At 58.9% G+C, this 26,755-nt stretch carries 22 protein-coding genes and 2 pseudogenes; 16 read left to right on the top strand and 8 right to left on the bottom strand.

Features of this window, described 5'->3' with window-relative positions:
- Nucleotides 1–180 precede the first annotated feature (180 nt).
- Nucleotides 181–704: pseudogene (locus ASB65_RS28920) on the top strand (ABC transporter ATP-binding protein); the annotation flags it as partial.
- Complete coding sequence (locus ASB65_RS28915) at nt 690–1,100, top strand: GGDEF domain-containing protein (RefSeq protein ID WP_245301394.1); 411 nt, start codon at nt 690–692, stop codon at nt 1,098–1,100. The pseudogene ASB65_RS28920 and the gene ASB65_RS28915, both read left to right, overlap by 15 nt.
- Before the next feature lie 77 nt (nt 1,101–1,177).
- Here ASB65_RS28915 and ASB65_RS16010 read toward each other — a convergent pair whose 3' ends face one another.
- Together ASB65_RS16010 and ASB65_RS16000 are read right to left on the bottom strand one after the other, a co-directional pair.
- Nucleotides 1,178–2,215, bottom strand: a complete 1,038-nt coding sequence (locus tag ASB65_RS16010) for a fatty acid desaturase (RefSeq protein ID WP_060724643.1) — start codon at nt 2,213–2,215, stop codon at nt 1,178–1,180.
- Nucleotides 2,216–2,703: 488 nt separating this feature from the next.
- Nucleotides 2,704–3,714 carry a LacI family DNA-binding transcriptional regulator gene (locus ASB65_RS16000; protein WP_060724641.1) on the bottom strand — a complete coding sequence of 337 codons (1,011 nt, stop codon included), beginning with the start codon at nt 3,712–3,714 and terminating at the stop codon, nt 2,704–2,706.
- Nucleotides 3,715–3,910: 196 nt separating this feature from the next.
- Between ASB65_RS16000 and ASB65_RS15995 the strand changes: the two genes are divergently transcribed.
- From ASB65_RS15995 to ASB65_RS15965, 7 genes are all read left to right on the top strand, one after another.
- Nucleotides 3,911–5,839, top strand: a complete 1,929-nt coding sequence (locus ASB65_RS15995; protein ID WP_060724640.1) for an ABC transporter substrate-binding protein — start codon at nt 3,911–3,913, stop codon at nt 5,837–5,839.
- Nucleotides 5,840–5,943: 104 nt separating this feature from the next.
- Entirely contained in the window at nt 5,944–8,058 is a 2,115-nt protein-coding gene (locus tag ASB65_RS15990; protein ID WP_060724639.1) for a family 10 glycosylhydrolase, read from the top strand.
- Nucleotides 8,059–8,086: 28 nt separating this feature from the next.
- Nucleotides 8,087–9,073 (top strand): ABC transporter permease, encoded by a 987-nt coding sequence (locus tag ASB65_RS15985; RefSeq protein WP_060724638.1) that lies wholly within the window; start codon nt 8,087–8,089, stop codon nt 9,071–9,073.
- Nucleotides 9,074–9,082: 9 nt separating this feature from the next.
- Nucleotides 9,083–10,258, top strand: coding sequence for an ABC transporter permease (locus ASB65_RS15980; RefSeq protein WP_060724637.1), 1,176 nt, complete (start codon nt 9,083–9,085; stop codon nt 10,256–10,258).
- Between the two features lie 11 nt (nt 10,259–10,269).
- A complete protein-coding gene (locus ASB65_RS15975) occupies nt 10,270–11,982 on the top strand; it encodes an ABC transporter ATP-binding protein (RefSeq protein WP_060724636.1) in 1,713 nt (570 codons plus the stop codon).
- Between the two features lie 11 nt (nt 11,983–11,993).
- Nucleotides 11,994–12,779 carry a 2-oxo-tetronate isomerase gene (gene otnI / locus ASB65_RS15970; protein ID WP_060724635.1) on the top strand — a complete coding sequence of 262 codons (786 nt, stop codon included), beginning with the start codon at nt 11,994–11,996 and terminating at the stop codon, nt 12,777–12,779.
- Nucleotides 12,780–12,782: 3 nt separating this feature from the next.
- Nucleotides 12,783–13,634, top strand: a complete 852-nt coding sequence (locus ASB65_RS15965; protein WP_060724634.1) for a 2-hydroxy-3-oxopropionate reductase — start codon at nt 12,783–12,785, stop codon at nt 13,632–13,634.
- A 557-nt stretch (nt 13,635–14,191) separates the two neighbouring features.
- On the opposite strand, the pseudogene ASB65_RS28265 reads toward ASB65_RS15965, so the two are convergent.
- From ASB65_RS28265 to ASB65_RS15940, 4 genes and pseudogenes are all read right to left on the bottom strand, one after another.
- Nucleotides 14,192–14,449 (bottom strand): annotated as a pseudogene (locus ASB65_RS28265) (helix-turn-helix domain-containing protein); the annotation flags it as partial.
- A gap of 159 nt (nt 14,450–14,608) precedes the next feature.
- Nucleotides 14,609–15,346, bottom strand: a complete 738-nt coding sequence (locus tag ASB65_RS15950; protein WP_010974439.1) for an SDR family NAD(P)-dependent oxidoreductase — start codon at nt 15,344–15,346, stop codon at nt 14,609–14,611.
- 93 nt (nt 15,347–15,439) lie between these two features.
- Nucleotides 15,440–16,393, bottom strand: a complete 954-nt coding sequence (locus ASB65_RS15945) for a zinc-binding dehydrogenase (RefSeq protein WP_236734560.1) — start codon at nt 16,391–16,393, stop codon at nt 15,440–15,442.
- A gap of 67 nt (nt 16,394–16,460) precedes the next feature.
- A complete protein-coding gene (locus tag ASB65_RS15940; RefSeq protein ID WP_376905345.1) occupies nt 16,461–17,096 on the bottom strand; it encodes an NADPH-dependent F420 reductase in 636 nt (211 codons plus the stop codon).
- Between the two features lie 152 nt (nt 17,097–17,248).
- Here ASB65_RS15940 and ASB65_RS15935 point away from each other — a divergent pair, with 152 nt between their 5' ends.
- Together ASB65_RS15935 and ASB65_RS15930 are read left to right on the top strand one after the other, a co-directional pair.
- A complete protein-coding gene (locus ASB65_RS15935; RefSeq protein WP_060724632.1) occupies nt 17,249–18,178 on the top strand; it encodes a LysR family transcriptional regulator in 930 nt (309 codons plus the stop codon).
- Between the two features lie 165 nt (nt 18,179–18,343).
- A complete protein-coding gene (locus tag ASB65_RS15930) occupies nt 18,344–19,108 on the top strand; it encodes a 3-oxoacyl-ACP reductase family protein (RefSeq protein ID WP_060724631.1) in 765 nt (254 codons plus the stop codon).
- Nucleotides 19,109–19,381: 273 nt separating this feature from the next.
- Here ASB65_RS15930 and ASB65_RS15925 read toward each other — a convergent pair whose 3' ends face one another.
- Entirely contained in the window at nt 19,382–20,308 is a 927-nt protein-coding gene (locus tag ASB65_RS15925) for a LysR family transcriptional regulator (protein ID WP_060724630.1), read from the bottom strand.
- A gap of 199 nt (nt 20,309–20,507) precedes the next feature.
- On the opposite strand from ASB65_RS15925, the gene ASB65_RS15920 reads away from it, so the two are divergent.
- From ASB65_RS15920 to ASB65_RS15905, 4 genes are all read left to right on the top strand, one after another.
- Entirely contained in the window at nt 20,508–21,494 is a 987-nt protein-coding gene (locus tag ASB65_RS15920; protein ID WP_060724629.1) for a zinc-dependent alcohol dehydrogenase family protein, read from the top strand.
- On the top strand, nt 21,491–21,823 hold the full coding sequence (locus ASB65_RS15915) for an antibiotic biosynthesis monooxygenase family protein (RefSeq protein WP_060724628.1): 333 nt from the start codon (nt 21,491–21,493) through the stop codon (nt 21,821–21,823). The genes ASB65_RS15920 and ASB65_RS15915 overlap by 4 nt, the downstream gene beginning before the upstream one ends.
- A 113-nt stretch (nt 21,824–21,936) precedes the next feature.
- The gene (locus ASB65_RS15910) at nt 21,937–22,659 is read left to right on the top strand and encodes an alpha/beta fold hydrolase (protein ID WP_060724627.1); all 723 of its coding nucleotides are present in this window, start codon (nt 21,937–21,939) and stop codon (nt 22,657–22,659) included.
- Nucleotides 22,660–22,819: 160 nt separating this feature from the next.
- Nucleotides 22,820–23,956 (top strand): Gfo/Idh/MocA family protein, encoded by a 1,137-nt coding sequence (locus tag ASB65_RS15905; protein ID WP_060724626.1) that lies wholly within the window; start codon nt 22,820–22,822, stop codon nt 23,954–23,956.
- A gap of 365 nt (nt 23,957–24,321) precedes the next feature.
- Here the strand turns inward: ASB65_RS15905 and ASB65_RS15900 are convergent, their stop codons facing one another.
- Nucleotides 24,322–24,627 (bottom strand): hypothetical protein, encoded by a 306-nt coding sequence (locus tag ASB65_RS15900; RefSeq protein ID WP_060724625.1) that lies wholly within the window; start codon nt 24,625–24,627, stop codon nt 24,322–24,324.
- Between the two features lie 219 nt (nt 24,628–24,846).
- On the opposite strand from ASB65_RS15900, the gene ASB65_RS15895 reads away from it, so the two are divergent.
- Nucleotides 24,847–26,751 (top strand): S9 family peptidase, encoded by a 1,905-nt coding sequence (locus ASB65_RS15895; protein WP_060724648.1) that lies wholly within the window; start codon nt 24,847–24,849, stop codon nt 26,749–26,751.
- Nucleotides 26,752–26,755: the final 4 nt, after the last annotated feature.

Genomic DNA, 26,755 nt, shown 5'->3' with positions numbered 1-26,755 from the left:
GATCGGCGACGGCTCCGAGAACCGTCTCCACCCGGTCAGACACCTCGGCCCTGACCAGATGTTCGCGTGCAAGGTCAAGCATCGGCGCTGAAGGATCGACGGCGACAAAAGACCATTGCGGTTCCAGCCGAGCGGCGGCGATGATTTCGCCCGCCGTGCCGCCAGCCCCGACAACCATAAGCCTTCGATCATCTGCAAAAGCTCTCCTTTGGCTTCTTCGACAACCACAAAACTGGCCACTTGGTCGCAAGGCTGACCAAGGACGTGGAGGAAATCGGGGAGATCGCCCATCACGGGCCAGAAGACTTGTTCATCGCTGTCATGACACTGATCGGCGCATTCGCGCTGATGATGTGGGTGCATGTGCCGCTGGCGCTGATCACGGTGACGATTGTTCCAGTCACCGCGATCGTCTCCACGTTTTATGGCAGGCGCATGACTGCGACCTGGCATGCGCTTTATGGCCGGGGGGGGAGTTCAACGCCCGGATCGAGGAGAATGTCGGCGGCATTCGCGTCGTGCAGGCGTTTACCAACGAGGACCATGAACGGGCGCTTTTTGCGCAGAACAACGGCAATTACCTGGAGACGAAGCTGCAAGCCTACAAGGTGATGGCGGCGTCCATGTCGCTCTCCTACTTGTCGATGCGCTTCGTGCAGGTAATGGTGATGCTGGCGGGCGCATGGTTCGTGGTGCGCGGCGATCATTTCAAGGCGGTGAACGACAACTATGGACATGCTGCTGGAGACGAGGTGCTGATGTCATTCGCGCAGCGTGTTCGAAACTGTCTTCGTCCCGGTGATGCCTTCGGCCGTGTCGGTGGCGAGGAATTCGCGGTGGTGATCCCGCATTGCCCGAAACCTGATGCCATCCGGGTCTCAGAGCGCATCCGGGAAGCACTCGCTGGAACTCCGATTGGTCTGAGTGACGGCCGCCTTGTAAAAGTGACAGCGAGCATCGGACTTTCGCTATCGCCTGAAACTGGAGCAATCAGTGTCGAACGCTTGTTGTCGAGTGCTGATGCCGCGCTCTATCGGGCGAAAGCGAATGGACGGGACAGGGTGGAAATCTCGGAGTTTCCAGGTCCTGTGGCTTCCTAATCGTCCACGCGCGGCACCCGGCACCGGCTTTGTCATTCTGCCGGCAGGAGCCGCTGCATGAAATCACCGAACGTGCTTTATAGCGCGTCGGCGACGGAGGCGGCTTGGCGAAACGAAACCAGCTTCCGGCTCCGCTCGTCCCACAGTACCAACTTCACGCATCGCAGGCTTTGCCACAGCGTGATTCTGCCGATTTTGCGCAGTTCCGGATGGTTTCGCAGAACCTCGGGCAGGCGGTAGTAAGGCACCCTGCTTGAAAGATGGTGCACGTGGTGGACGCCAATATTGCCAGTTATCCAGCGCAGGACAAGCGGCAGATCATAGTGGGAGGCGCCATGCAAGGCAGCTTTCGGAAACCGCCATTCCGTTTCTTTCGACCAGTGCGTTTCCTCGAACTGATGCTGCACGTAGAAGAGCCAAATGCCGATGGAACCGGCCAAAAGAACGATCGGCAGGTGAACGACAAGAAAAGGTACCGGACCGACTGCCCAGATCAGCAGCGTCGCAAGCGCCGCCACAGCAATGTTGGTAACCATAGTCGATATCCAGGGAAGGGGGCCGTCGCGCATCATACCGAATGGCAGGCGTTGCTGAAACAGGAAAAGCCAGGCCGGCCCTATGCCGAACATGACCAACGGATGCCGATAAAGGCGATATGCAACCCGTCCCCACCAGGAACGGGCGTAATATTCGCTCACCGTCAGAGTGGTGATGTCACCAATTCCGCGCTCATCGAGATTGCCCGTGGACGCATGATGGGCGGCGTGTGCCTTGCGCCAATAGTCATAGGGAGTGAGGGTGAGTACGCCGAGAACGCGCCCGGTCCAATCATCGAAGCGACGGCGAGCGAAGAAGGAGCCATGGCCACAGTCGTGCTGGATCATGAACAGGCGGAGTAGAAACCCGGCGGCGGGAACGATCAGGATCAGACCCCACCAAATACCCAAGTGCACCGCAAGCCAAGTCAGCACCCAGAAAACAACGAAGGGTATAGCAGTTACCGTCAGTTCGAAGATGCTCCGGCCCGCATGGGGTGTGCGATACTTGGAAAGGACCTTCAACCAGGCTTTTTCGTCCGAGGCTTCTGGCGCACTGGAAATCGTGTCCGTGATCATTGTTGATGGCCTGCCTTCTGTGGGGCTGCATTGCGATAAACATGGTCGGGATGTCGAGAACGGTTTTCTGCCTCGACGTGATCGCTGGCCCGGGCACTCTTAGAGGCAAGCAGCATATGCTGCCCATATCGCCGTTTCAGGCTCTCGGAAGCGGTGTTCGCGGCAGCAGCGATAATCGGGCGGGTGGGTGAATTCAATAAACGATCCGGGCCTTGAAACGGCTCGCTCCTCAAAGGTCATAATATTGGAATAATCGACGGCGACTGACGCAGGCTATCTGCTAATGGTCTCGCCACCTTCGGGCGCGCCATCGCGGTCATGTTGTTGCATATCCTGCCATTGAGGCCGTTTGATGTTCAGCTCCTGGACCTTCTCTCCGCGTTCTGCCCGGTTCGACAGGCTTCGCAGGTCTGTTGCCGTCCATAAAATGTCAGATCGCGTAATCGCTGGGTGGGTAGTTCATATCCCATCAAGGCGATTAACTTTCATCACTCGACGGCAGTCAACCATTTCGGATGTCTCGGGGCGACGCCTGAGGACCTCCGCTCGACAAAGGTTGATGCGATAAGTATGCGCCTTGCGAGGACCGGCTGACCTCGTGTGTCGATGCGCTCCAAAAGTAGCCGCATGGCTGTCGCGCCCATTTCTGCGCCCTGTACCTTGATTGTTGTCAAGTGAGGGGAAATTTGGGTTGCGGCAGAAAAGTCGCCGAAGCCTACAACGGATATGTCTTCTGGAATGCGGTAACCACGCGCCAGGAGTTCCGAAACAGCGGTGAGCGCTAGTCCGTCATGGGCGCAAAACAGGGCAGTCGGCGCGATCCCGGCGTTTTGGAGACTTCGTAGCGCAGGGATGAACCCGCCATCTTCGTCAAAGCGCAAATCGTGCAACCTTGCATCGGGGTATTGGCCCAGACTTTCACGTAGACCGTGATATCGTTCCATACGTCCGCGATAACCTTCTTTGCCCTGAACGAAGGCGATGTCCCGATGACCAAGCCCGAACAGATAATCCCCAACAGCGATTCCCGCTTCGTGATCAGTGCCGCCAACATGATCTGCCTGCTCGAGGGGAGACACCCATCCTAGTCGAACCGACGGCACGCCGGATGCTTTTACGATTTGCAATATCGTCTCTTCATGCGGCCCAACGAGAATGATGCCGGCGCTATCCTGCACCACCGCCTCGACCCTGTGGGCGTCATGTGTCCACTGCAATCGCACCGTCTGGCCCAGCCGCTGCGCCTCCTTCTGCATGCCGTCCTGCAGCATCGTCCGCAACTCGTAGCTGACGCTATCTACCTGATCGTGGAAGATTAACGTGATCTCGCGCTGCTCGTCGGCGGGCTTTGGCCGTTGGTAGCCCAGCATGGCAGCGGCGTCCTCGACGCGTTTGCGTGTCGCCTCGCTGACCCCGGCTTTTCCTGAAAGCGAGCACGAAACGGCAAATTTTGACAAGCCGGTGTGATTGGCGATGTCCTGCAATGTCACTTTGCGCATAACTCCTCCTCGCATTGTGATGCCGCGCACGAAATAAAATTCAACATAACGCTTTACCTAACAAATAACATAATACAAGCTAAACAAATACGGACATGCAAGCTGTCTTTTTTAGCGACGCAGCCGTGCAAAAATTGCGGGATCGATCCTGAGGAGGAGAGGCAATTCCGCGATGCGTGACTGGAGGAGAAGACAAATGCAAGGGTTCAATCGTCGCGCGTTTCTCGCTGCGAGCACCGCTGCCGTCATATTGCCCGCTCTGCAAGCCTTTGCGCAGACGAGCACCGTCAAAGACCCCGCCATGCTGGATGCCATGGTCAAGGAGGGTAAGCTGCCCGCCGTTACAGACCGCCTGCCGCTCAACCCGCTGGTCGTCACACCGCTTGACCGCGTCGGAACGCACGGCGGCGACTGGAACAGCGCGATCGTGGGCGGCGGGTCCCTGTCCATGCTGTTCCGATACCAGGCTTACGAGCCCCTGTTGCGATATAGGCCGGACTGGTCGGGCGTGGTACCGAATGTCGCAGAGCATTATGAGAGCAACGCCGATGCCACCGAGTTCACCTTCAGGCTGCGCAAAGGCATGAAGTGGTCGGATGGCGAACCGTTCACCACCGAAGACATCATGTTCTGGTACGAGGACATCTTCGATTACGAGGGCCTCAACGATATCGGCCAGAACCATCTGCGCGCGGGCGGAAAAAAGGCCCGCTTCGAAGCCGTGGACGATGTCACGTTCAAGGTGATTTTCGCTGCGCCCAACGGTCTGTTTCCGCTGCGGCTGGCATGGGCCAATGACGACCAGACGACCCGCGCGCCGAAACATTATCTCAAGCAGTTCCACATCAAATACAACCCCAACGCCGAACAGGAAGCCAAGGCCAAGGGCGCGTCCGGCTGGATTCAGCTGTTCCAGCGCGAGGCGGGCCTCGTCGTGGACAACGAGTTCTTCCAGAATTCGCAGCGCCCCGTCATCCATGCTTGGAAGATGTCGGTCGCACCGGGACAAAGCACCGACCGCGCCGTTGCCGAGCGCAACCCGTTCTACTGGAAGATAGACACCGAGGGAAATCAACTGCCTTACATCGATCGCATTGTCTACCAGATGGTCGCCGATGCGCAGGTCTTGCTGTTGAAGGCGATGCAGGGCGAAATTGATCTGATGGATCAGTATATCGCCACGCCAGCCAATCGGGCCGTGCTTTACGATTCGCAGGAACAGGGTCAGTTCGGCCTGTATACGCTGACATCGACCGAAACCAACGAGATGGTGTTCCAGCTCAACCTCAACCATCCGGATGAAGCCAAGCGCAAGCTCTACGGCAACAAAGATTTCAGGGCAGCGCTTTCGATGGCGCTGGACCGTCAGGCGATCATCGACACGGTGTTCATCGGCCAGGGAACGATCTCACAACCGGCCGTGCGGGCGGAAGACCCCCTTTACAATGAACGTCTGGCTACGCAATTCACCCAATACGATCCCGATGCGGCCAATGCCCTGCTCGACAAAATCCTTCCCAACAAAGACGGGGAAGGTTTCCGGCAGGATGAAAACGGCAAGCGGGTGACGGTCATATTCGAGATCGATCAGGCCCGAACCACCTTCCTCGACATCTTTCAGCTGGCGTTGCCGATGTTTCATGCGGTGGGCGTCGACGTGCAGATGCGAAGCATGGACCGTTCGCTGTGGGAGGTGCGGGTGCGTCAAGGCATCGACTATGACGCGACAGCACACCGCTTCGGCGGCAATGGCGGCATCGCAGCCATTCTCGACCCGCGCTATTTCATTCCCAACACGACCGAGGCTCTGTACGCCAAGGGATGGCAACTGTGGTACCGCGATCCAGTGTCCAAGGGTGCGGTCGAGCCGCCGCAGCCGGTCAAGGATGCATTGGCGCGTTATGACCGTGTGCTGGGCTCGCCGGACCCGGAGGTGCAGCGAAAGCTGATGGCGGAAATACTGGAGATCGCTGCCGACCAGTTTTACGTCTTCGGCGTGTGCCTGCCCAGCGACAGCTACGGCGTGGTGAAGAACGATATGCAGAACGTTCCCAAATCCATGCCGAATTCGTGGGGATATCCGACGCCCGGCCCCGCCAACCCAGAAACCTTTTTCAAGGCCTGATCCCGCCGTCCCGTCCCGGCACCAACTGAACCGGGATGGGCACATCAAACCGTTTCAAGCGCGCCTGATTGGCGCGACGGCATTCTATTGTCATTGGAGACCACATGTTGCATCGACCGAACGTCCTATCCGAAGCTGCCGTTCGCTCTCCGGAATGGTTCAAATCCGCCACCCGCTGGACGCAGTTGACCTTTGCGGAGGACGACCCGGCAAAATACGACCCTGAATTCTGGATCGATGTCTTCAAACGCACCAAGTCGAATGCGGTCTGCCTTTCGGCTGGCGGCTATATCGCCTATTACCCGAGCGAAATCCCCCTTCATTATGTATCGAGCTTCATTGGCGATACCGATCCGTTCGGAACCATCGTTGAAGGCGCACGCAAGTTGGGAATGCACGTCATGGCGCGTGTCGACCCGCACGCGATCCATGCGGATGTGGCAAAGGCCCATCCCGAATGGGTCGCTATCAATGCGGATGGAAGCCCGCGTGAGCATTGGGCATTTCCCGGCATCTACGTCACCGATGCACTGGGAAGCTATAATCGCGACTTCACTACCGATGTCATTCGCGAAGTCGTGACCAAATATGACGTCGATGCCGTGTTTGCCAACCGCTGGCAGGGGCATGGCGTGTCCTACAGCGAAGACAATCGCAAACGCTTCAGGCAGGAAACAGGCTTTGATTTGCCGTTGAAACCGGATGCGACCGATCCGGCGTGGCAGGCTTGGGCGGCATGGCGCAGACGCATTCTCACCGAACTCGTGGTCTATTGGGACGAGACGGTCAAATCCATCCGTCCCCATGCCAGCTTCATCCCGAATATGAGCGGGTCGTCGCTGATGGAATTCGACCTTTCGCTCATTCAGAAGCATTGCCCGATCCTGTTCGTCGACCATCAGGCGCGCCAGGGCGTGGAAGTCGGCTGGTCTGCCGGGCGTAACGGCAAACGTATTCGTGGAACGTTCCGCGACCGGCCCGTAGGCCTCATCACCTCCATAGGCCCCGAAGAAGAATATCGATGGAAGGATTCCGTCCAGAGCGCCGAGGAAATCAAGCTCTGGATTCACGATGGCATGGCGCAGGGCCTGTTCCCGTGGTTCACCAAATTCAATGCCTGTGTTCCCGACGACCGCTGGGTGCGGCCCGTTGCGGAAGCCTTCAATCTCCATGCAGACGTCGAGCCGCATCTGGAGGGCATGCAGCCAACCGCCGAAATCGCCATCATCGATCCGTCAACGACGCTGCGGCACTGGGCACCGGAGCAGCGTCATATTGCCGAACATAATGATCTCGGCTTTTATCATGCGCTGGTGGAAGCACGCATTCCGTTCGAATTTCTTTCCGATCAGGTCATGACCCCGGATGCGCTGGATCGGTTCAAGCTCATCATTCTGGCCAATGCAACCTATCTGTCTGACGACCAATGCGCGGCCATCGAGCAGTATGTGCAGCGCGGCGGGTCGGTCGTGGCCGCGCATGAAACCTCTCTCTATAATGAAGCCGGCAAGCGGCGCGATGATTTCGGCCTGTCGAATGTCTTCGGTGCCTCGCTGACTTCCGCACCTCGCGGGCCTGTCAAGAACACCTATGTCGCCTTGTCCGATCCGCACCCGTTGAACGAGGGTTACGAGGGGGCTGCGCGCATCATTGGCGGCACTCACATGATTGCAGTCGATGCCAATTCGGATGCTGAAACGCCGTTCCTTTACGTTCCCGATTTTCCAGATCTGCCCATGGAGGAAGTCTACCCACGTAAAGCTCCGAGCGGCGCTGCCGTGGTAGCGCGTGAGACAGGCCATGGAGGTCGCGTGGTCTACATTCCATGGAACATCGGCGAGGTCTTCTGGAAGGTGCTTGCACCCGATCATGGCAGGCTGATCGCAAACGCTGTGACCTGGGCTCTTGGTCAGGACCATCGTGTGACGGTCGAGGGAAAGGGCATCATCGACATCGCCGTTTATGAAAACGAAGATGCCATGGCGGTCTTCCTCGTCAACCTTACCAACCCGATGATGATGAAGGGCCCCTTGCGGGAGGTCTACCCGATCGGCGAACAGACGCTATCGATCGATCTGCCGAAGGGTCGCACGTCGGCCTCGGTGAAATTGCTGGTGAAAAACGAGAATGCGTCCTGCAAGATCGTCGGCAACCGTGCAGAAATCACCGTGCCTTCCATCCGGGACCTCGAGACGGTTCATCTGACCTGGCAATCATAAGCCGGATAGCATGTAGCGGGAGGAACCCATGCTGACATATGTGGCGAAGCGCGTTCTTTACATGATGCCGACCCTGTTCGGCATGTCCTTGATAGCATTCATGATCATTCAGTTGCCACCCGGTGATTATCTGACCTCGCTTCTTTCCACCATGGCCGATGGCGGGCAGAATCTGGACGAGGCGACGATTGCGCGCCTGCGCGCGCAATATGGTCTCGATCAACCGGTCTATGTCCAGTATTTCGTCTGGATCAGCGGAATACTGACCCGTGGCGATTTCGGATATTCCTTCGAGTGGAACCAACCGGTATCGACCCTGATCTGGGACCGGATGGGTTCAACGTTGCTGATTTCGCTGGCAAGTCTTCTCCTGGTCTGGGCGATATCCCTTCCGATCGGGATCTATTCCGCGGTCAGGCGCCATTCCTTCGGCGACCATGCCTTCACGCTCCTCGGTTTCATAGGGCTGGCCGTTCCGAACTTCATCATGGCGCTCACGCTGATGTATGCGAGCTACCGGTTTTTAGGGCAAAGCGTTGGCGGGATATTTTCCCCCGCCTTCGTAGATGCGCCGTGGAGCATCGCAAAATTCCAGGACATGCTCAGCCATATGTGGATACCGGTGATCGTCATCGCCATGTCGGGCACTGCCGCCATGATCAGAATTCTGCGGGCAAACCTGTCGGACGAATTGAGCAAGCCCTATGTCATCACGGCCCGTGCCAAGGGTTTGCCCGAGCGCAAGGTCATCGTGAAATACCCCGTCCGCATCGCTCTCAACCCTTTCGTCAGTTCGATCGGCTGGGTGCTGCCCGACCTCGTTTCCGGCGTCACCATCACGGCCATCGTGCTGAACCTTCCAACGGCCGGACCGCTTCTGTTGCGGGCGCTGGTCGGTCAGGACATGTATCTGGCCGGAAGTTTCATTCTCCTGATGGGCGTGCTGACACTGGTGGGCATGCTGATTTCAGACATATTGCTTGCTGTTCTCGACCCCCGCATACGGTTCAATTGAGGGGTGGCCATGTCGATCAACCAGAATCCAACCGTCGCGCTGGAGACCGGCCCTGCCATCAGCCCGCTGAAGTCCGGCCGCAAGGTGGCAAGCCTGGAAGCCGCGGGGCAATGGACGCTCATCCGTCAGCGCTTTTTCCGCCACAAGGTCGCCGCCGTTGCCGCAGGCATCATTCTGTTGCTCTATCTCATCGGAGCCTTTGCCGAGTTTCTGGCGCCGGGCCTGCCGAACACGTCGCGCCCACAATACACCTTCGCGCCGCCTCAGCGCATCGCTCTGTTTGCACCGGCCGCCGATGGTGGCTCGCAATTTCTGCCACACGTGAAGGGATACAAGATCGAGATCGAGCCGAAAGCCCTTCGCCGCAGCTTCGTTGTCGATGACACGAAAATCATTCCTATCGGATTCTTCGTCAAAGGGGCGCCTTACAAGCTGTGGGGCATTATCCCAATGGAAAGGCATCTGGTTGGGCCGCTTGACGCCCGCGACCCGATGTATCTGTTGGGATCGGATCGGCTGGGACGAGATCTCATGAGCCGCCTGATCTATGGAACCCGTGTCTCCATGTCCATCGGCCTCGTCGGCGTTGCCATTTCGCTGACGCTCGGCGTCGTGATGGGCGCGGTATCCGGCTATTACGGTGGCTGGGTGGATACACTCATTCAACGCATCATCGAGATCGTCAGCGCCATGCCGACCATTCCGCTCTGGCTGGGGCTGGCCGCCGCCATCCCCCTCAACTGGTCGCCGTTATCGGTGTACTTTGTCGTCACCCTTATTGTTTCGCTGTTGAGCTGGACCGGTTTGGCGCGTGAGGTGCGGGGACGCTTCTTCGCACTGCGCGGCGATGATTTCGTGACGGCTGCACGGCTGGACGGCGCCGGGGAACGGCGGATCATATTCCGCCACATCCTGCCATCGCTGACCAGCCACATTCTGGCGGTGGTGACGCTTGCCATTCCCACCATGATCGTCGCCGAAACCTCGCTGTCGTTTCTCGGTGTGGGATTGAAACCGCCGGTCGTCAGCTGGGGTGTACTGCTGCAGGACGCACAGAACGTGCGCACGGTTGCCACTGCCCCATGGCTGCTGATCTGGCCCAGCCTCGCGGTCGTCTTGGCTGTGCTGTCCTTCAATTTCTTCGGCGATGGCCTGCGCGATGCAGCCGACCCCTACGATAGCTGAGAGGAAGTGAGATGACGAAGCCCGAAACTTTGCTGGCGGTCAAAGACCTGTCCATCGATTTCCATCTCAGGACCCATGTGCTCCATGCCGTTCGCAATGTCAGTTTCGACCTCAAACACGGAAAAACGCTTGCGCTGGTGGGCGAAAGCGGTTCGGGCAAGTCGGTGACCGCCCGTGCCCTGATGCGGATCATCGACAAGCCCGGACATATGACAGGCGGCCAGATCGTCCTCAATGGACCGAACGGACCGGTCGACATCGCGAAATTTTCCGCAAGCAGTCGCGAAGTTTTGGCCGTTCGCGGTCGGCGGATCGGTCTGATCTTTCAGGAGCCGATGAGTTCGCTTTCGCCGGTCCATACCATCGGCTCACAGATCATCGAAGCCGTGCGTTTGCATCGACGCGTGTCGAAGAAGCAGGCGCGGGAGCGCTGTATCGAACTGCTGCGGCAGGTGGAAATACCGCAACCTGAACTGATGGCCGGCCGGTATACCTTCGAGTTTTCCGGCGGAATGCGCCAGCGGGCGATGATTGCCATGGCGCTGGCCTGCGACCCGGAAGTCCTGATCGCCGATGAGCCGACGACCGCGCTGGATGTGACGACGCAGGCCGAAATCCTCGACCTCATCAAGCGGCTGCAGGTCGAGCGCGGCATGGCGATGCTGCTCATCACCCACGACATGGGTATCGTCGCCGAAGTCGCCGATGAGGTCGCCGTCATGCGCTTTGGCAAGATTGTCGAAAAAGGGCCGGTGGACGAGATTTTCCATGCCAGCAAGCACCCCTACACGCGGCAGCTGCTAGAAGCGACGGTAAAGCTTGAAAGCGGAGCAGCCATGCGCACGCTGCCAGCGTCACTGACGGCCAACGTGTCTCCGATCCTGTCGGTGCGCAATCTTTCCAAAATCTACGGCGCACCGTCCGGACTGTTTTCGCGGGGAGGCGGTCGCGGGCTGGTGGCCGTGGATCACGCAAATCTCGACCTGTTTGCCGGCGAAAATCTTGGCATTGTCGGCGAAAGCGGCTCGGGCAAAACCACGCTTGGAAGAATGATCCTGCGCATCGTCGAGCCGACCTCCGGGACGATCGCCTATCGCGAAAAAACCGATGCGGCACCGATCAACGTCACGTCGCTGGGCAAAGTTGATCTGCGCCGCTACCATCAGGATGTGCGTCTCATCTTTCAAGATCCATTTGCGTCGCTCAACCCACGCATGACGGTCAAGCAAATCATTGGCGATCCTCTGGTCATCGCCGGTGGCATGTCCGGCAAAGCGGTAGAGGCGCGCGTTGCCGAACTTTTACAAAACGTCGGACTCGATCCCCTGGCGATGGAAAGATACCCGCATGCCTTTTCCGGCGGTCAGCGCCAGCGGATCGGCATCGCAAGGGCGCTTGCCGTCAACCCGAAGGTCATCGTCGCCGACGAGGCGACCTCGGCTCTCGACGTCTCGATCCGAAGCCAGATCCTCGACCTGCTGCTCAGCATTCAAAATCAGCTCAATCTCAGCTTCATCTTCATCTCTCATGATATCTCGGTGGTACGCTATTTCTGCGACCGCGTCGCAGTCATGCACAAAGGCAAGATCGTCGAGGTGGGCGATGCGGGAACCATCTGCACCACGCCGTCACAGCCCTACACGAAGCGACTGATCTCTTCCGTTCCGAACCCCGATCCCCGCAACAAGCGCATGCTGCACCGCCTGCGCGCAGACCAAGTTTGAGGCCATTGCCGATGCCGAAATTCGCCGCCAACCTGTCCATGCTTTACACCGAACATCCGTTCATGGAACGGCTTGCCGCTGCTGCTGCCGATGGCTTTGCGGCAGTGGAATATGTCAGCCCCTACGAGGAGGCCGCAGAGACGATTGCAGCGGAGCTCAAGAGGTGCAATCTGACGCAGGCCCTGTTCAACCTGCCGCCCGGCAACTGGACCGCAGGCGAGCGCGGCATCGCCTGCCTGCCGGAGAGGGTCTCCGAATTTGAGACGTCCGTGCAAACGGCGATCCGCTATGCAAAAGTTCTGGGATGCCGAAAGATCAATTGTCTGGCCGGTATACAACCGCCCGGTGTCGATCCACAGGTTCTGGAAGACACACTCGTCGGCAATCTCAGGCACGCGGCGCAGCATCTGGCAGATGCCGGAATTGCCCTTGTCTTCGAACCCATCAACACTCGCGACATACCCGGATATTTCGTCACCAACACCAATCAGGCCGAGCGGATCATGGACCGTGTCGGGCATACCAACCTGCTGATACAGTATGATTTCTACCACATGCAGATCATGCAGGGCGATCTCGTCGCAACCTTCGAGCGCCTGCACGACAAAATCGGCCACGTTCAAATCGCCGATAACCCCGGACGGCATGAGCCGGGGACGGGCGAGATCAACCACGATTTCATCTTCAAGCGTCTGGATGAACTTGGTTACGACGGATGGGTCGGCTGCGAATATCGACCGGCGTCGACCACCAGTGCAGGCCTTGGCTGGTTGAAAGCATATCAACAGGAGGATTAAGCCATGAAAATAGGATTTATCGGACTGGGCGTCATGGGCCGCCCGATGGCGCAGCATCTAATCGATGCCGGACATGAGCTTTATCTTCACAGGGTCAAACCCGTGTCGAACCACCTCGTTGAAAGCGGTGCGACAGCCTGCAGTTCGGCTGCGGAGGTAGCGCGCAGCGCCGACATCGTGATCTTGATGCTGCCGGACACGCCCGATGTGGAAAACGTTCTCTTCGGTGACAATGGCGTCGCACACGGCCTTGATACGGGAAAGCTCGTCATCGACATGAGCTCGATTTCACCAATTGCGACTAAGGATTTTGCTGCGCGTATCGAGGCAATGGGATGTGATTATCTCGACGCGCCAGTATCGGGTGGTGAAGTTGGCGCAAAGGCCGCATCGCTGACCATCATGGTTGGCGGCAAACCGGATGTCTTCGAGCGCGCCGGGCCGTTGTTCGAAAAAATGGGCAAGAACATCACCCTGATCGGCGATGTGGGAAACGGTCAGGTTGCAAAGGTCGCCAACCAGATTGTTGTCGCCCTAAATATTCAGGCCGTTTCGGAAGCCCTTCGCTTTTCGAAGAAAGCCGGAGCGGACCCCTCCAGCGTGCGCAAGGCGTTGATGGGTGGCTTTGCTGCGTCCCGCGTACTGGAGGTTCACGGCGAAAGGATGATCAACGAAACATTCGAGCCCGGCTTTCGCATAAGTTTGCATCACAAGGACATATCGCTCGCGCTTGAGTCGGCGCGTCTGCTGGAGCTCATGCTGCCAAACACTGCGATGGTTCATCAGTTGATGAATGGCGCGCTGGAAAGGGGCTTGGGCAACAAAGACCACTCGGCGTTGATCAAAGCCTTATAGTTCGAACGAGACCTCCTGATTGACAGTCGGCAATCCATCGTAAAACGCGCAAAATCAGTAGATTACCGACCGGACCTGTTGACCAGGATCAGCCCGAAGTGGCCATTTCATCGATCCGGCGCACGTTCCCCAGGCTGAACCGTCAGATAGCTGGTTGGACTATGGCTGGTAACCACAGCCGGCCCCTGCGGTTCTCCTGGATCGTAAAACAGACGATTGACCGAGTCATAGAGCAGGAAATGGTCCCCATTGACGTGGACGACGGCCACACCTTGAATATCACTCCAATCGCTGGTTCTTATCGGCGCGCCGATAGGCCAGCCGAGCGACCTCAACACCCGGCAGAGGTCATCCCACCGCGTATAATGGACCGACCTGTCGCCCCAATCCACCATGGCCGCGACCTGATCAGAGGTCATGCCAGTGAGCATTTGCAGGGCGCGAACCCCACAGCCGTCATCCCTTGGCAATTGTAAGTGAAAGGGAAATCGAACTTGGCCGTGCTGGCGCAGTGACATGGTTGAACTGCTTGATTCACGAATCTCAGCATATTGTCTCTCGATCCATGCCCCCTCTTCCTTCAGTCCGAGCAGGCCGAACTTGCAGATCCGCACCCGGCCGACTTTCTCCGTGGTGACGAGGCCTGCTTGCTCCAGGACGTCGACGTGCTTCTTCATGCCCGTGAGGGTAATGTGGAATTTCTCGGCAAGCTCCGTGATCGAAGCGTTGTGACGTCCAAGCTGCTCCGGGATGCCGCGTCGGGTGGTGTCCAAAAGCGCGGCGAAAGGGGGCCGCCGCTGTGACTCGACTCCCAGCGCGCCGGGCCGGTTCGCTCTTGAAAGAAATGCGACCTACACTCGGTTCGACCACGCTATGATGGTGCAAAGTGGAATGAGAAAGGAGAGCTAGTAGGTGGTAGTATCCAGTTAGCTCCCACTCTCCTATGTTTACATCGTGGACCCGCGGGAGTGTGTTTAGGTCAGCGTGCCGCCATCAACGGTCAGGATGGTTCCGGTGATTTGCCGGGCCGCGCCAGATGCGAGGAACGCTACCGCAGCCGCGACATCCTCCGGCTCGCCGTACCGGCCGAGCGGTATTAGGGCACGCTGGAAATCTCCGAACTCGCCCTCGGCCGGGTTCATTTCCGTGTTGGTTGATCCCGGCTGAATGAGGTTGACAGTGATGTCACGGGGACCAAGTTCTCGCGCCAGTCCGCGGGTGAACGATTGAAGTGCCGATTTGGTCATTGAATAAACCGTCGATGGTCCGACAATGCGTTCTGCGCCTGCGGAGCCGATTGTGACGATCCGGCCACCTTTGCCAAGATAAGGCATCGCGGCTTGCGATGCCAGGATCGGGGAGCGAGCGTTGACAGCGAATAGAGCATCGATCTCGGCAACGGTGAAATCCGCCACATCCTTGTAGATCGCGATAGCCGCATTGTTCACCAATATGTCGAGGCCGCCTAACGCTTGCGCCGCTTGATCAACCGACCGCTTGACCGCCTCTGGGTCCATGCTGTCAGCCTGGATAGCCAATGCCTTTCGGCCTTTGCCTTCGATTGTTGCGACGACTTGCGCTGCCCGATCAGCGGCGCGTTCGTACGTGATCGCGACGTCGGCGCCTTTTTCTGCCAGAGCTATCGCTATCGCGGCGCCAATGCCGCGGGACGCTCCGGTCACGAGCGCACGTTTACCTGCTAGTTCACTCATCGATCATTCCTTTCAGTATCGATAGGGGAAATGTTCGCCCGGCCGAATTGCGCAGGGCATCGTGCGGCCTGCCGCCGTACGATTATTTTCGGTTCAAGCGATCAGGACCGGCAGACCGCCCAAGCGGCGATTGTCCATGTCGTCATGCGCTCGGGCTATCTCATCAAACGGATAGCGGGTGGTTTCGAGATCATCGAAAATGCCTGAGCGCAGCGCGTCCCATAGCTCGGAAGTTGCGGTCTCAACTGCTGGTCCCCTGACATATTGAGGGGTTCCACCGCTGCGGACATCTACCCCCCGTCGCACAAGATCGGGGGTCGGCGCTGGCTGACCCGTCGCGGCTCCAATCGCCGCAATCACACCACCATCACGGACACTCGACGCGCCCAGAGCGAAGGTCGCCCGGCCGACCAAATCATAGACGACGTCGACACCGTCAGGTGCGATCGCACGGATCTTGGCGGCGATGTCTGGCTCGCCAGCGTGGAAGGCATGGGTGGCACCGGCCGCGACCTTGTCGAACTTGTTCCGCGATCCCGCAACGCCGATCACGGTTGCGCCCAGCGACTTTGCCCAGCGAGACAGGATAGCGCCTACGCTTCCCGATGCCCCAAGTACCAGCACCGTCTCGGCAGATTTGAGATAGTGGAGACCACGCATCCCCATCCAGGCCGTCGCACCTTTCGCCAGGAACGTCGCCGCAGTCTCGTTCGAGATATCGGCAGGCAGGCGGATGAGCGGCGCTATCGGAATGATCCTCTCGGTGGCATAGGCGCCTTCCGAAAAGAAGTAGGCGACCCGGTCGCCGACCGATAGCCCCTCGACGCCGGATCCGACCTCGGTGATCGTGCCGGCCGCTTCAAAACCGGGAACCGCTGGCAACGCCATCGGATACTGGCCTTTCCGTATCATCGTATCGACGAAGTTGAGGCCAATCGCGTCTTGAATGAGCCTCACCTCGCCAGCACGGGGCGCGCGCAGGTCTTTCTCGATAACCTGCAAAACCAACGGTCCGCCCGTCGACTGCATTTGAATGAATCTTGTCACGATATTGTCTCCGGGTTTCAGATGGCGCGCGGCGCTCCGATTGCAGACGGATGGAGCGCAGCGGTGTTCAGTCGAACTTGACGAGATTGAGAGCGGGCAGGGGACCGCCAGGGAACTGAAGCAGCTGGCTGCCGACCGCAAGCCCACCGAGATCGATCCCGAAGAAGCCGATGCGATCAATGATGGCGGCGACCTCAGCCTTCGCCCTCATATCGTCGCCCGAGTAAAACAGGACGCGCCTGCCTCCTTCCGAGTGGGGCTCGCCCGACAGTTGGCTTGGCGTCAGGTGGTTGAACGCCTTGACGATGCGCGCGCCTGGCACAAGGGCGGTGATAATATCCGTAGAGGTGCGGCCGCCAAGGTCCGCCGGCCTGTAAAGCGGCGGTTCGATGGAGTTGTTGGCATCGATTACGATCCTTCCGTCGAAGTTCAAACCGGCGAGCGCGCCAGGTATCTTTGACCACGGGACTGCCACGAGAACGATGCCTTGCGCCGCAGCCTCTTGGACGCTTCCAGCCCGGATTGTGCCTCCAAGCTCTGAAACAAGCGCCGTGAGGCTTTCCGGTCCTCGGCTGTTTGCGATCACGGCTTCGATTCCTGCCTTGCCGAGCGCAGTGGCAAATGCGCCCCCGATATTGCCGGCTCCGATAATTCCAACTGTCATGACCCACTCCTTTACGGTTCGTGAGAATTCTGTCTGCACGGTAATTTTTTCCGCGGCATCCCGGGCCTGATGCGGTTGGCGTTGCGGAAAACCGGCGCTGCTGTTGAACCGGAATATGGCTGGCAAATACACGCAGCATAAGTCATAGATGAATTGTTTTAGTTTCAATCAATGTTTGAAGGTTACGTTTTATGGAGACACTGGCAAACCTCGAAGCGTTTGTTCGAAGCGCAGAAGCGAGCAGCTTTTCTGGGGCTGCACGGCGTCTCTCGATCACCCCGGCCGCAGTCAGCCGGAATGTTGCAATGCTCGAACGCAACCTCGGCATACGGCTGTTTCACCGCTCAACGCGGAAGTTGACCTTGACCGAGGCGGGGGAGTCGTTTCTGGCAAGCATCGGCGACAGCCTGAACCACCTTCAGGGGGCAATCGACGGGGCATCACAAACGAAGGGCGAGCCCGTCGGCGTTTTGAAGCTCAGCATGAGTTTGTCGTTCGCGATGGGATACGTTCTCCCCGCATTGCCCGACTTTCTGGCCCGTTATCCAGGCGTCCGACCTGATTGGCATTTTGACAGCCGCAAGGTCGATCTTATCGCCGAGGGTTTCGACGCCGCGATCGGCGGTGGGTTCGAACTCAATCTTGGCATCGTTTCCACGACGCTCGCCCCCGTACACGTTATCGCGGTCGCATCGCCCAGCTATTTTGTTGCACGTCGCCGGCCGGCCAGCCCCGCCGATCTGGCTGATCATGCCGGAATCTTGATGCGGTCCTCGAATTCGGGCCGGGTCAGGCAGTGGATGATGCGGGACGCTCAAGGACGCGAAGAGCGCGCGCTCCTCAACGAGACGATTGTGATGAGCGACGCCGCGCCCATGGTGCAGGCGGCAATCGCGGGGTTGGGCATTGCATTGTTGGCTGTACCCGATGTGCTGCCGCATATGGAAAGTGGCGCGCTCGAACGTGTCCTTCCGAAGTGGTATGCCGATGCCGGATCTATCTCGCTCTACTACTCAGGCCGCGTGCTCCAACCGCTAAAAACACGCGCTTTCATCGACTTCTATACTGAATATTTCCGTCGCGAGCGCCTCAGTGCGCGGTTTGCAGGTAGTCTCGGCTAAAGTCCACACGCCTTGTTAGCTTCTTTGAAAACCGTGGTCGTTTGACTGCGTCGAATATCCCATATTCAACACATGCTTGAAGATGATCCAACCGATATGATGCTAATATTCCAGGACAGGGATGGGCAAATATATCACTCCAAAGACACGTAAAGGAGTGATAAAATGACTGAATTAACCTCGTCTCGATATCTTCCACTGAGCGGCAAGATCGCACTTGTCACGGGTGGATCGCGATCTATCGGCGCATCAATCGCCCAGCGTCTCGCAGCGGATGGCGCTCAGGTTGCCTTCACCTATCGCGGATCACCTGCGAAGGCCGAGGAAGTCGCTGCCGCCATAGAAAAAACGGGCGCGCGCGCGCTGGCTATTGCCGCTGATGCCGCTGATCCGGACGCGATACGCGCCGCCGTTGCCGCGACGGTTGATAAGTTCGGAGGGCTCGACATTTTGGTGAACAATGCCGGTATTGCCTTTGCCGGTCCGATCGACGAAATCGCCTTCGATGACTATCAGGCAATGCTCGCAGTCAACGTAACCGGCGTTTTTGTTGCCACCCAGGAGGCCATACGTCATATGAAGGATGGCGGCCGGATCATACAGATCGGCAGTTCGATCACGAAATATGCCGGGGTGTCTGGGCTGTCAGCATACGGCCTCACCAAAGGGGCAGTCGCTGGTTTCAACCGGAGTTTGGCTCATGACCTCGGCCCACGCGGCATCACAGTCAACACGGTGCATCCCGGTCCAACCGACACTGACATGAACCCTGTTGATGGCGAGTTTGCCGCTATGCAGATCTCGCGTATCGCGGCGGGCCGCTATGGAAAGCCCCAGGAAATTGCGAGCGTGGTCGCATTCCTTGCAAGTCCGGAAGCCTCATTTGTAACAGGTGCCGACATCCGGGCCGATGGTGGTTTCACATCCTGAAAATGCCGGGGCGAAATGCAAAATTCGCTTCGCCAACCCCAGCGATTTCGACGCCTCACCAACGAGCAACGGCTCAAGGCTGGCTTGACCGACACGGTTGCAAGGCGCCTTCGTGGCTTGGCACGATCAAAGACAAGGGGTCGCCTTCGGTGGTTTCACCGTTGCGATCTCGATCTGGAATGCGCGCGCAGCACCGCCGTTCAAGCGCAAAACCGCACCGTTCCATATGAACTCGTGTTCGCGCGCGCATCGGAACCGGACAACAATCACGTATCATCGACGGTGATCGAGGATCTTTTCCAGCCCTTTATCCCAGTAGGGTTGATTGCCGAACCGATTGACGAGCCAGTCGATGAACACTCTTACTTTCGGTGCCAGTTCCCGAGAGCTGGGATACAACGCCCAAAGCGTCTGGGTTGAGATCAGCGGGTACTCCGGAAGGACTGGCACCAATGCGCCGGACTGTAGCTCTTCCGATGCGCACCACGTGGCCATCAGCGCAATGCCCAGCCCGGCGCAAGCGGCATCGCGCACTGCAGTGCCGTCATTGATGCGGAGACTCGGAGTAACACGTCGTTCGATCACCACCGAACCTTTCCCCCGAAATGTCCAGAGATCGAGCGTGCCGACGACGAGGCAGGTATGCTCCGCCAAGTCATCGGGCGAGCTGGGTCGGCCGTGTTTTTCGAGATATTCGGGCGACGCGACCAGCACTCGATTGTCGGGAGCAAGCCGCCGCGCGACAAAGGATGAATCGCTGAGCTCGGTATAACGAACCGCCACATCGAAGGCACCCTCAACCAGATCAACGATGCTGTCCGAAATGCGCAAATCAAGTGACAAGTCGGGATATTGCCTGCAGAAGTCAGCCAGACCCGGCACAATATGCATTCGCGCGAACGAGGCGGGGGCCGCTATTCGTAATGTGCCGCGAGGCGCCGCCTGCTCTCGCCCAAGTGCCGCTCGGGCGGCCTCCGCAGCGGCGACAATATGTTCCGCATGCGGCAGGAATGCCAGACCGTCTTCAGTCAAAGTTGCTTGCCGTGTGGTGCGGTGGACGAGCCTTGCACTGAGTTTTCGCTCGAGAACCAACAGTTTGGCGCTAGCGCCGGCGGGCGTCAGGCCCAAGTCGCGAGCTGCGGCACTGATGCTGCGCAGTTGAGCAATCCGCACGAAGAGATTTAATTCGTCCACGTCCATTCGCCGACTTTCAATTTTTTTTTGAAGGTGATCCTTAATCTGGGCCGCTACCGAAAGCAATCGAGATAAATCACATAAGAACATCGAAACGACGCGGACGCTTTGAGACCGGCAATGCTCCGACGGCGGAGCATGTTTCTCGTCTCACGCCGACGCCGGCGACCAGAATCATTACCTTCGATAGAAGAGGAGCCTGAAAATGAAAGCGATGTCACTCAAATCCTTTGGCGGTCCAGAAGCCTTTGATCTCGTCGAAGTTCCAAAGCCTCTTCCGAAGGCGGGACAGGTTTTGGTACGGGTCCATGCCACATCGATCAATCCCCTCGACTACCAAGTTCGGCGAGGCGATTATCGCGACCTGGTACCGTTGCCGGCAATTACCGGCCATGACGTATCGGGCGTTGTCGAAGCTACCGGTCCGGGGGTAACAATGTTCGCTCCAGGGGACGAGGTCTGGTACACGCCACGGATCTTCGACGGGCCAGGCAGTTATGCCGAATACCACGTTGCGAACGAAAACATCATCGGGCGCAAACCCAGCTCGCTGACCCATCTTGAGGCCGCGAGCCTTAGCCTGGTTGGCGGAACCGCCTGGGAAGCGCTCGTCTCGCGTGCTGCCCTGAGGGTGGGAGAAAGCATATTGATCCATGGCGGCGCGGGAGGGGTAGGGCATGTCGCTATCCAAATTGCGAAAGCTATCGGAGCAAAGGTCTACACGACTGTCCGCGAAGAAAACTTCGAGTTTGCGCGAAGTGTCGGAGCTGACGCCGTCATTGATTACAGGAAAGAGGATTATGTCGCCGCCATCATGCGGGAGACCGGAGGCCTCGGAGTAGACGTCGTGTTCGACACCCTCGGCGGCGAAACATTGTCCCACAGCCCGAAGGTGCTTGCACAACTCGGTCGCGTCGTCTCGATCGTGGACATCGCACAGCCGCAGAATCTCATTGAGGCATGGGGCAAGAACGCGAGCTACCACTTCGTCTTCACGAGGCAGAACCAAGGCAAGCTCAACGAGCTTAGCATTTTGGTGGAACGCGGTCAGCTGAGGCCGCACGTGGGCGCCGTCTATTCGCTCACCGACCTTTCGCTCGCGCATGAGTTGCTCGAGAAACCAAACAACGGTTTGCGCGGTAAGATCGCGATTGCCATCGACCCGCGGGCCCACACAAAGGTGCAATCATGATTTATGAGATCGCTGTGCTGCCTGTCCGTAAGAACAAGATCAGCGAGTTCAGGCAAGCGTTCGGAGACGTTGTTCCTCTGCTCACGCGTGCGCGCGGTTACCGCGGTCATGTTCTCGCCCAGGGGATCGAAACGCCGGAGGTATTCAATCTGATCGTGCGCTGGCGCTCGCTTGACGATCATACTCCAGGCTTCGAAGCAAGCGAAGACCATGAGCAGTTCATGGGAGGCATACAGGAATACTTCTCGGGGGAACCGACGGTCTATCATCTCGAGGGCGACAACACCGGCTGGCGTGACTATCGTCGCGGGAAAAGGGGCGCGGCTTAGAGCGCACAACGGCGAGGGTTCCGCTAATAGCAACGCCGGGTTTCTCTGACGCCGACTTCCGTGATGCCGCCATGTCCCTATTCTCCTGACAACAACCACCAGGAGATCGCGACATGCCTGCAGTCCTCGTCCACGGCGTACCCGACACCCACCGGCTCTGGGACGCTGTTCGCTCTCATCTTGAGCGCAGTGACATTATCACGATCGATCTTCCCGGCTTCGGTAATCCGTTGCCATCGGACTTCAGGTCAACAAAGGAAGAGTATCTCGACTGGCTGATCAACCGGATCGATGAGATCGGCGAACCCGTAGATCTGGTCGGTCACGACTGGGGCTGCCTGCTGACAGGCCGTCTGACGTCGATCCGGCCGGATCTGGTGCGGACCTGGACCGGCATTAGTGGGCCGATTGATCCGGAATATCCGTGGCACTATCTCGCCAAGATCTGGCAGACGCCAGGTGAGGGCGAGCATTGGATGAAGGATCTCGACCTCGAGGAATTTGCGGCGAAACTCGTCGAGGCGCAGATGCCGAAAGATGCGGCGGATGAATCGGTTCGGCATCTCGATGCCACTATGCGGGCAAGCATTCTCGCCCTTTACCGTTCCGCAATCGAGGTCGGGGCGGAGTGGAAGCCGGGTCTGAGCAGCATAACCGCGCCAGCGCTGGTGATCTGGGGTCTGAACGATCCGTTTCTGCCGCACCGCTTCGCCGACGAGCTCGGCAATGCCACACACGCACGCGCCGTCGTGAAGCTGCGCGCCTCGCATTGGCCGATGATCGAGCGTCCGGCCGATGTTGCGCGCGAACTCGAGACCCACTGGAGTCACGTTTAACTCACTGCGCTTGCGTCACCTGGACTCAAACCCACGCAGCCGCAACGTGAACGGCAATGCTTGGTCACTCGCTATGCGCCCAAGCATTTGTCCGGAAACGAAACCATGTGACGCAGCAAGGCGAGCATTGCCGGGCTGCACCAAACAGGAGCACGCCTACATGACCAATTCAGCAAACACCCGGATCGGCGTCGGCATCGTCGGCGCCAGTGCCGATCGAGGCTGGGGCGGAATTGCGCACGTTCCGGCACTGCGGGCGCTCGATGCGTTCCAGATCCGCGCCGTCAGCACGACTCGTATGGAGAGTGCGAACGCGACCGCTAGCCGACTGGGTGCCGATCTCGCCTTTGACACACATCAGGCGCTGGTCGTTCGGCCGGAGGTCGACTTGGTGGTGGTTGCGGTCAAGGTGCCGGATCACAAGCAGATCGTTTCCGACGCGCTCGCCGCGGGCAAGATGGTCTATTGCGAATGGCCGCTCGCGCGAAATCTACCGGAAGCCGAAGCGCTGGAGGGGCTTGCTCGCGAACGGCGGCTGCGCACGGTTATCGGCTTGCAGGGCGGCCTGCACCCGCCGATCCGCTACCTTCATGACCTTGTCCGGCAGGGCGTGATCGGCATGCCGCTCAGCACGAGCATCCGAGCGCATCTGAACGACGACATGTGGGTCGGCCGATATGACCCGCCGTTCGAGTACATGGCTCGCGCAGAGAATGGCGCCACGCTTCAAAGCATCATGCTCGGCCACGCGCTCCAACCGCTCGCGCACGTACTCGGCGCATTCGAGAGCCTGTCCGCCATCGCCGCCAATCAGCGCGGCGATGGCGTCCGCCTATCGGATGGCTCGTCCCTCCCGAAGGATGCGCCGGACGAGATCATCGTCGCCGGCGTTCTCGAAGGCGGGATCGTCACTTCGCTGCATTACAGTGCCGGACAGTCCGCCGGCTTGGTGTGGGAGATCCAGGGCACGGAAGGCAGTCTGCGCGTGGAGACGGCGTCGGGCTACATCCACTTCGGTGATATGACCATCACGTTGCGCCGCGGCAGCGCGCATGTCCAGCAGCTACAGGTCCCAACAGCATATGCGGCTCCCGACCTGCAACTCGAAGCGCCCGCGGCGGGTGTCGCCCGCCTCTACGCCCAACTCGCCGCCGACCTCCGCGACGGAACCACAGATGCGCCGGACTTCGCGGTCGCGCTCGATCGTCACCAGGTGCTCGAGGCGATCACACAGGCCAATGTAACGGGTCATCGCCAGCATCTGTCCCACCTCGATATGGTCACCCGCAATCTCTGAAACCCAGGAAGGGCTCTGGCTCGCCCGCCGTCGCCCGTCTCTGCGCGTGCAACCGAAAGGCCGGGCGACCGCGTGAGCACCCGGCCTGCTTTCGCAATATGCTGCCAGGTCGACGTGTTGGACGCCCCGGCAAATTCAAGCAAAGTCTGACTTCGGTAAAGGCGTGCGGTCGCCAGCGTGTGTCCGGCCTCGGAAAGCGGCTTCAACACGTCGCGGGCCCTTATGAGGTACGGAGATCAGATCCAATTGAGCCGCCGCTTTCCGGTATTTTGGCTTCGACCAGATGCGGTTTACGCAAAGGGCGCATCACTGGTGAGAGGCTGGCGCGCAAACGTCTCAGCTCGAGCCTCACACCGAACTCGAAACTAGTCCCGGGCTCTCTCTCTTTTCATGCGCTCATGCTGCCGGCGCGCGTCTTCTGCCATGATCTGGCTTAGCCTTGCTGACTCAAGGGCCCGTAGTTGCGCGTCGTCACGACGCTGCTGCTGCTGGAGCATGCATGCCGTATGAGACGATGATCCGTATCGTGCGCCCATTCCCGAGCAGGTGTCGAAATCGGCGTAGCGTTCCTGTTCCGGTGTCTGGCAACCGGTCAGGATAAGGAGGCCTGCGAACATTGTTTCGGCAAACAGGCGTCGGATGACGATGTGATCTTGGGAGGCTTTGCTCATTTGATGTACCTTCTGTTTAGGCAAGTCATTCAATTGCGAGAGCGAAGCGCGATCCCGCCAAAGCGATATGGAATCTCACAGTTACGCAGAAATTGCGTGATTCCGGACCAGGCTGGCTTTCACGGTTGACCCCGACGCGACGTCATAGTTCAGGCAGTGTGTCGATATTGTTTGAGTGTGGCGGCCAGCGATGGCGCCGTCGACGATGCGAGGTTTGACGTGACTGCACCTGATCTCATCCCGATTGAAACGCTTTTTGGAACGCCAGAATTTTCGCGGGCGCAGATTTCGCCCGACGGCCGGCTGGTGGCCTATCTGGCGCCTTGGCGTGGGCGGTTGAATATCTGGGTGCGGCCAGTCGGACAAGGCACGGCGCGGCGACTGACCGGCGATGACACGCGCAATATTGACGGCTTCAGTTGGACGCGTGATGCTCGCTACATTCTCTTTGTACAAGACACCCGGGGCGACGAGAACTGGCACCTTTATCGTGTGGAGGCGGACGGGGCAGAGACGGTGGGCGGGAAGGCTAGGACTGTCGACTTGACGCCCTATTCCGGCGTGCGGGTCATGGGACTGGACTTGTCCGCCGCGTTTCCAGGTAAGGCTTTCGTGCAGATGAACCTCAAAAGTCCGGGTTTGATCGACCTGTACGAGGTCGATATCGAAAGTGCTGAAACCAGGGTCGCTGCCCTGAATCCCGGCCGGTTCGTACGCTGGATCGTTACACCGAACGGACCGATGCATGCCTTCATCATCAACGACGAGGGTGACCACGAACTGGCTCGTTACGAGAATGGGGTTTTCACCACGTTGGCGAAGCTGAGCGGACGCGACCAGCCAATCGGGCCGATGCCGCTAATGGTTGCGGCGGATGGAAAGAGCGTCTTGGTTGGCTGCAACGCGGGCAGCGACCATACCTATCTTGCTGCCATCGACCTTGCGACGGGCAGGCAAAGGGTGATCGACAGCCAGCCCGATTGCAGCCTCGATACGCCGCGGCCCGAGGCCGACCCGCGCTTTCCCTCCAGCCTGATCACCAATCCTGTGACAGGCGAGCTGCTGGCAGTGCGTTACCTTGGCAAAAGACAGCAGATACGGCCGCTGAACCTGCGTTTTGCTGCCGTGCTAGACAGCTTACAGCATCTGTCAGACGGGGAAATAGGGTACATTTCCTGCGATGCCGGTGGGCGACGGTGGGTGGCAGAATTTTGGGATGACCGGCATCCCGGTACGACATGGTTTTACGAACATGAGAGCGGCGAAGCGCATGTGCTTGGCGAGCGATTCTCAGCGCTCTCGACCGAGCGGCTGGCGAGCGTGCGACCCATCGACGTGATTTCGCGCGACGGATTGACGTTGCCGTGCCATGTCACGCTGCCCGGCGGGTTCGATGCCAGGAATGAGCCGCGTGCGCTGCCCACGGTGCTTCTGGTACATGGCGGGCCGTGGTATCGCGACGCGTGCTTTTATGATCCGGAAGTGCAGTTTCTCGCCAACCGCGGCTATGCCGTGCTGCAGGTGAATTTTCGCGGCTCGACCGGCCATGGCAAGGCGTTCATGCAAGCCGCGATAGGGGAGTTGTCCGGGCGCATGCATGACGACCTGATCGACGGGCTCGACTGGCTAATCGGGCAGGGTATTGCCGACCCGGCGCGGGTGTCGATCTACGGCTGCTCTTATGGCGGTTACGCCGCGCTGGTGGGCGCCAGCTTCACGCCGGAGCGTTTCGCCGCAGCCATCTCCTACTCCGGCATGTCCGATCTCCGGATGCTGGTGGATGGAGTCGTCCCGTTCGTACGGCCTACGCTGATCAACACATACCTTTCTTACATGGGCGATCCGGACATCGAGACGCAGAATCGGGACATGCTTGCGCGCTCGCCGGTAAGCCGGCTTGATTGCATTTCCAAACCGCTTTTGGTGGTTCACGGCGCGAACGATGTGCGTGTCGCAAAGGCACAGGCGGATATGGTGGTGGAAAGGGGGCGTGCGAACGGTGGGGAGGGCGACTATCTTCTCAACGAGCGCGAAGGGCACTGGTTCATCAACGAGGATAGCAATATTGAGCTTTATCGGAAGATCGAGCGCTTTCTTGCACGGCATTTGAGGGGCGAGCAATGAGGGC

This window comes from Agrobacterium tumefaciens str. B6, from assembly GCF_001541315.1.
Classification (GTDB): domain Bacteria; phylum Pseudomonadota; class Alphaproteobacteria; order Rhizobiales; family Rhizobiaceae; genus Agrobacterium; species Agrobacterium radiobacter.
The sequence above is the reverse complement of the archived record's forward strand: the minus strand, read 5'-3'. Positions and strand labels throughout refer to the sequence as shown.

Excerpts from the sequence above, each read along its gene's own strand:
- ASB65_RS16010 (WP_060724643.1), bottom strand. The coding sequence starts at position 2,215 with ATGATCACGGACACGATTTCCAGTGCGCCAGAAGCCTCGGACGAAAAA.
- ASB65_RS16000 (WP_060724641.1), bottom strand. The coding sequence starts at position 3,714 with ATGCGCAAAGTGACATTGCAGGACATCGCCAATCACACCGGCTTGTCA.
- ASB65_RS15995 (WP_060724640.1), top strand. The coding sequence starts at position 3,911 with ATGCAAGGGTTCAATCGTCGCGCGTTTCTCGCTGCGAGCACCGCTGCC.
- ASB65_RS15990 (WP_060724639.1), top strand. The coding sequence starts at position 5,944 with ATGTTGCATCGACCGAACGTCCTATCCGAAGCTGCCGTTCGCTCTCCG.
- ASB65_RS15985 (WP_060724638.1), top strand. The coding sequence starts at position 8,087 with ATGCTGACATATGTGGCGAAGCGCGTTCTTTACATGATGCCGACCCTG.
- ASB65_RS15980 (WP_060724637.1), top strand. The coding sequence starts at position 9,083 with ATGTCGATCAACCAGAATCCAACCGTCGCGCTGGAGACCGGCCCTGCC.
- ASB65_RS15975 (WP_060724636.1), top strand. The coding sequence starts at position 10,270 with ATGACGAAGCCCGAAACTTTGCTGGCGGTCAAAGACCTGTCCATCGAT.
- otnI (WP_060724635.1), top strand. The coding sequence starts at position 11,994 with ATGCCGAAATTCGCCGCCAACCTGTCCATGCTTTACACCGAACATCCG.
- ASB65_RS15965 (WP_060724634.1), top strand. The coding sequence starts at position 12,783 with ATGAAAATAGGATTTATCGGACTGGGCGTCATGGGCCGCCCGATGGCG.
- ASB65_RS15950 (WP_010974439.1), bottom strand. The coding sequence starts at position 15,346 with ATGAGTGAACTAGCAGGTAAACGTGCGCTCGTGACCGGAGCGTCCCGC.
- ASB65_RS15935 (WP_060724632.1), top strand. The coding sequence starts at position 17,249 with ATGGAGACACTGGCAAACCTCGAAGCGTTTGTTCGAAGCGCAGAAGCG.
- ASB65_RS15930 (WP_060724631.1), top strand. The coding sequence starts at position 18,344 with ATGACTGAATTAACCTCGTCTCGATATCTTCCACTGAGCGGCAAGATC.
- ASB65_RS15925 (WP_060724630.1), bottom strand. The coding sequence starts at position 20,308 with ATGGACGTGGACGAATTAAATCTCTTCGTGCGGATTGCTCAACTGCGC.
- ASB65_RS15920 (WP_060724629.1), top strand. The coding sequence starts at position 20,508 with ATGAAAGCGATGTCACTCAAATCCTTTGGCGGTCCAGAAGCCTTTGAT.
- ASB65_RS15915 (WP_060724628.1), top strand. The coding sequence starts at position 21,491 with ATGATTTATGAGATCGCTGTGCTGCCTGTCCGTAAGAACAAGATCAGC.
- ASB65_RS15910 (WP_060724627.1), top strand. The coding sequence starts at position 21,937 with ATGCCTGCAGTCCTCGTCCACGGCGTACCCGACACCCACCGGCTCTGG.
- ASB65_RS15905 (WP_060724626.1), top strand. The coding sequence starts at position 22,820 with ATGACCAATTCAGCAAACACCCGGATCGGCGTCGGCATCGTCGGCGCC.
- ASB65_RS15900 (WP_060724625.1), bottom strand. The coding sequence starts at position 24,627 with ATGAGCAAAGCCTCCCAAGATCACATCGTCATCCGACGCCTGTTTGCC.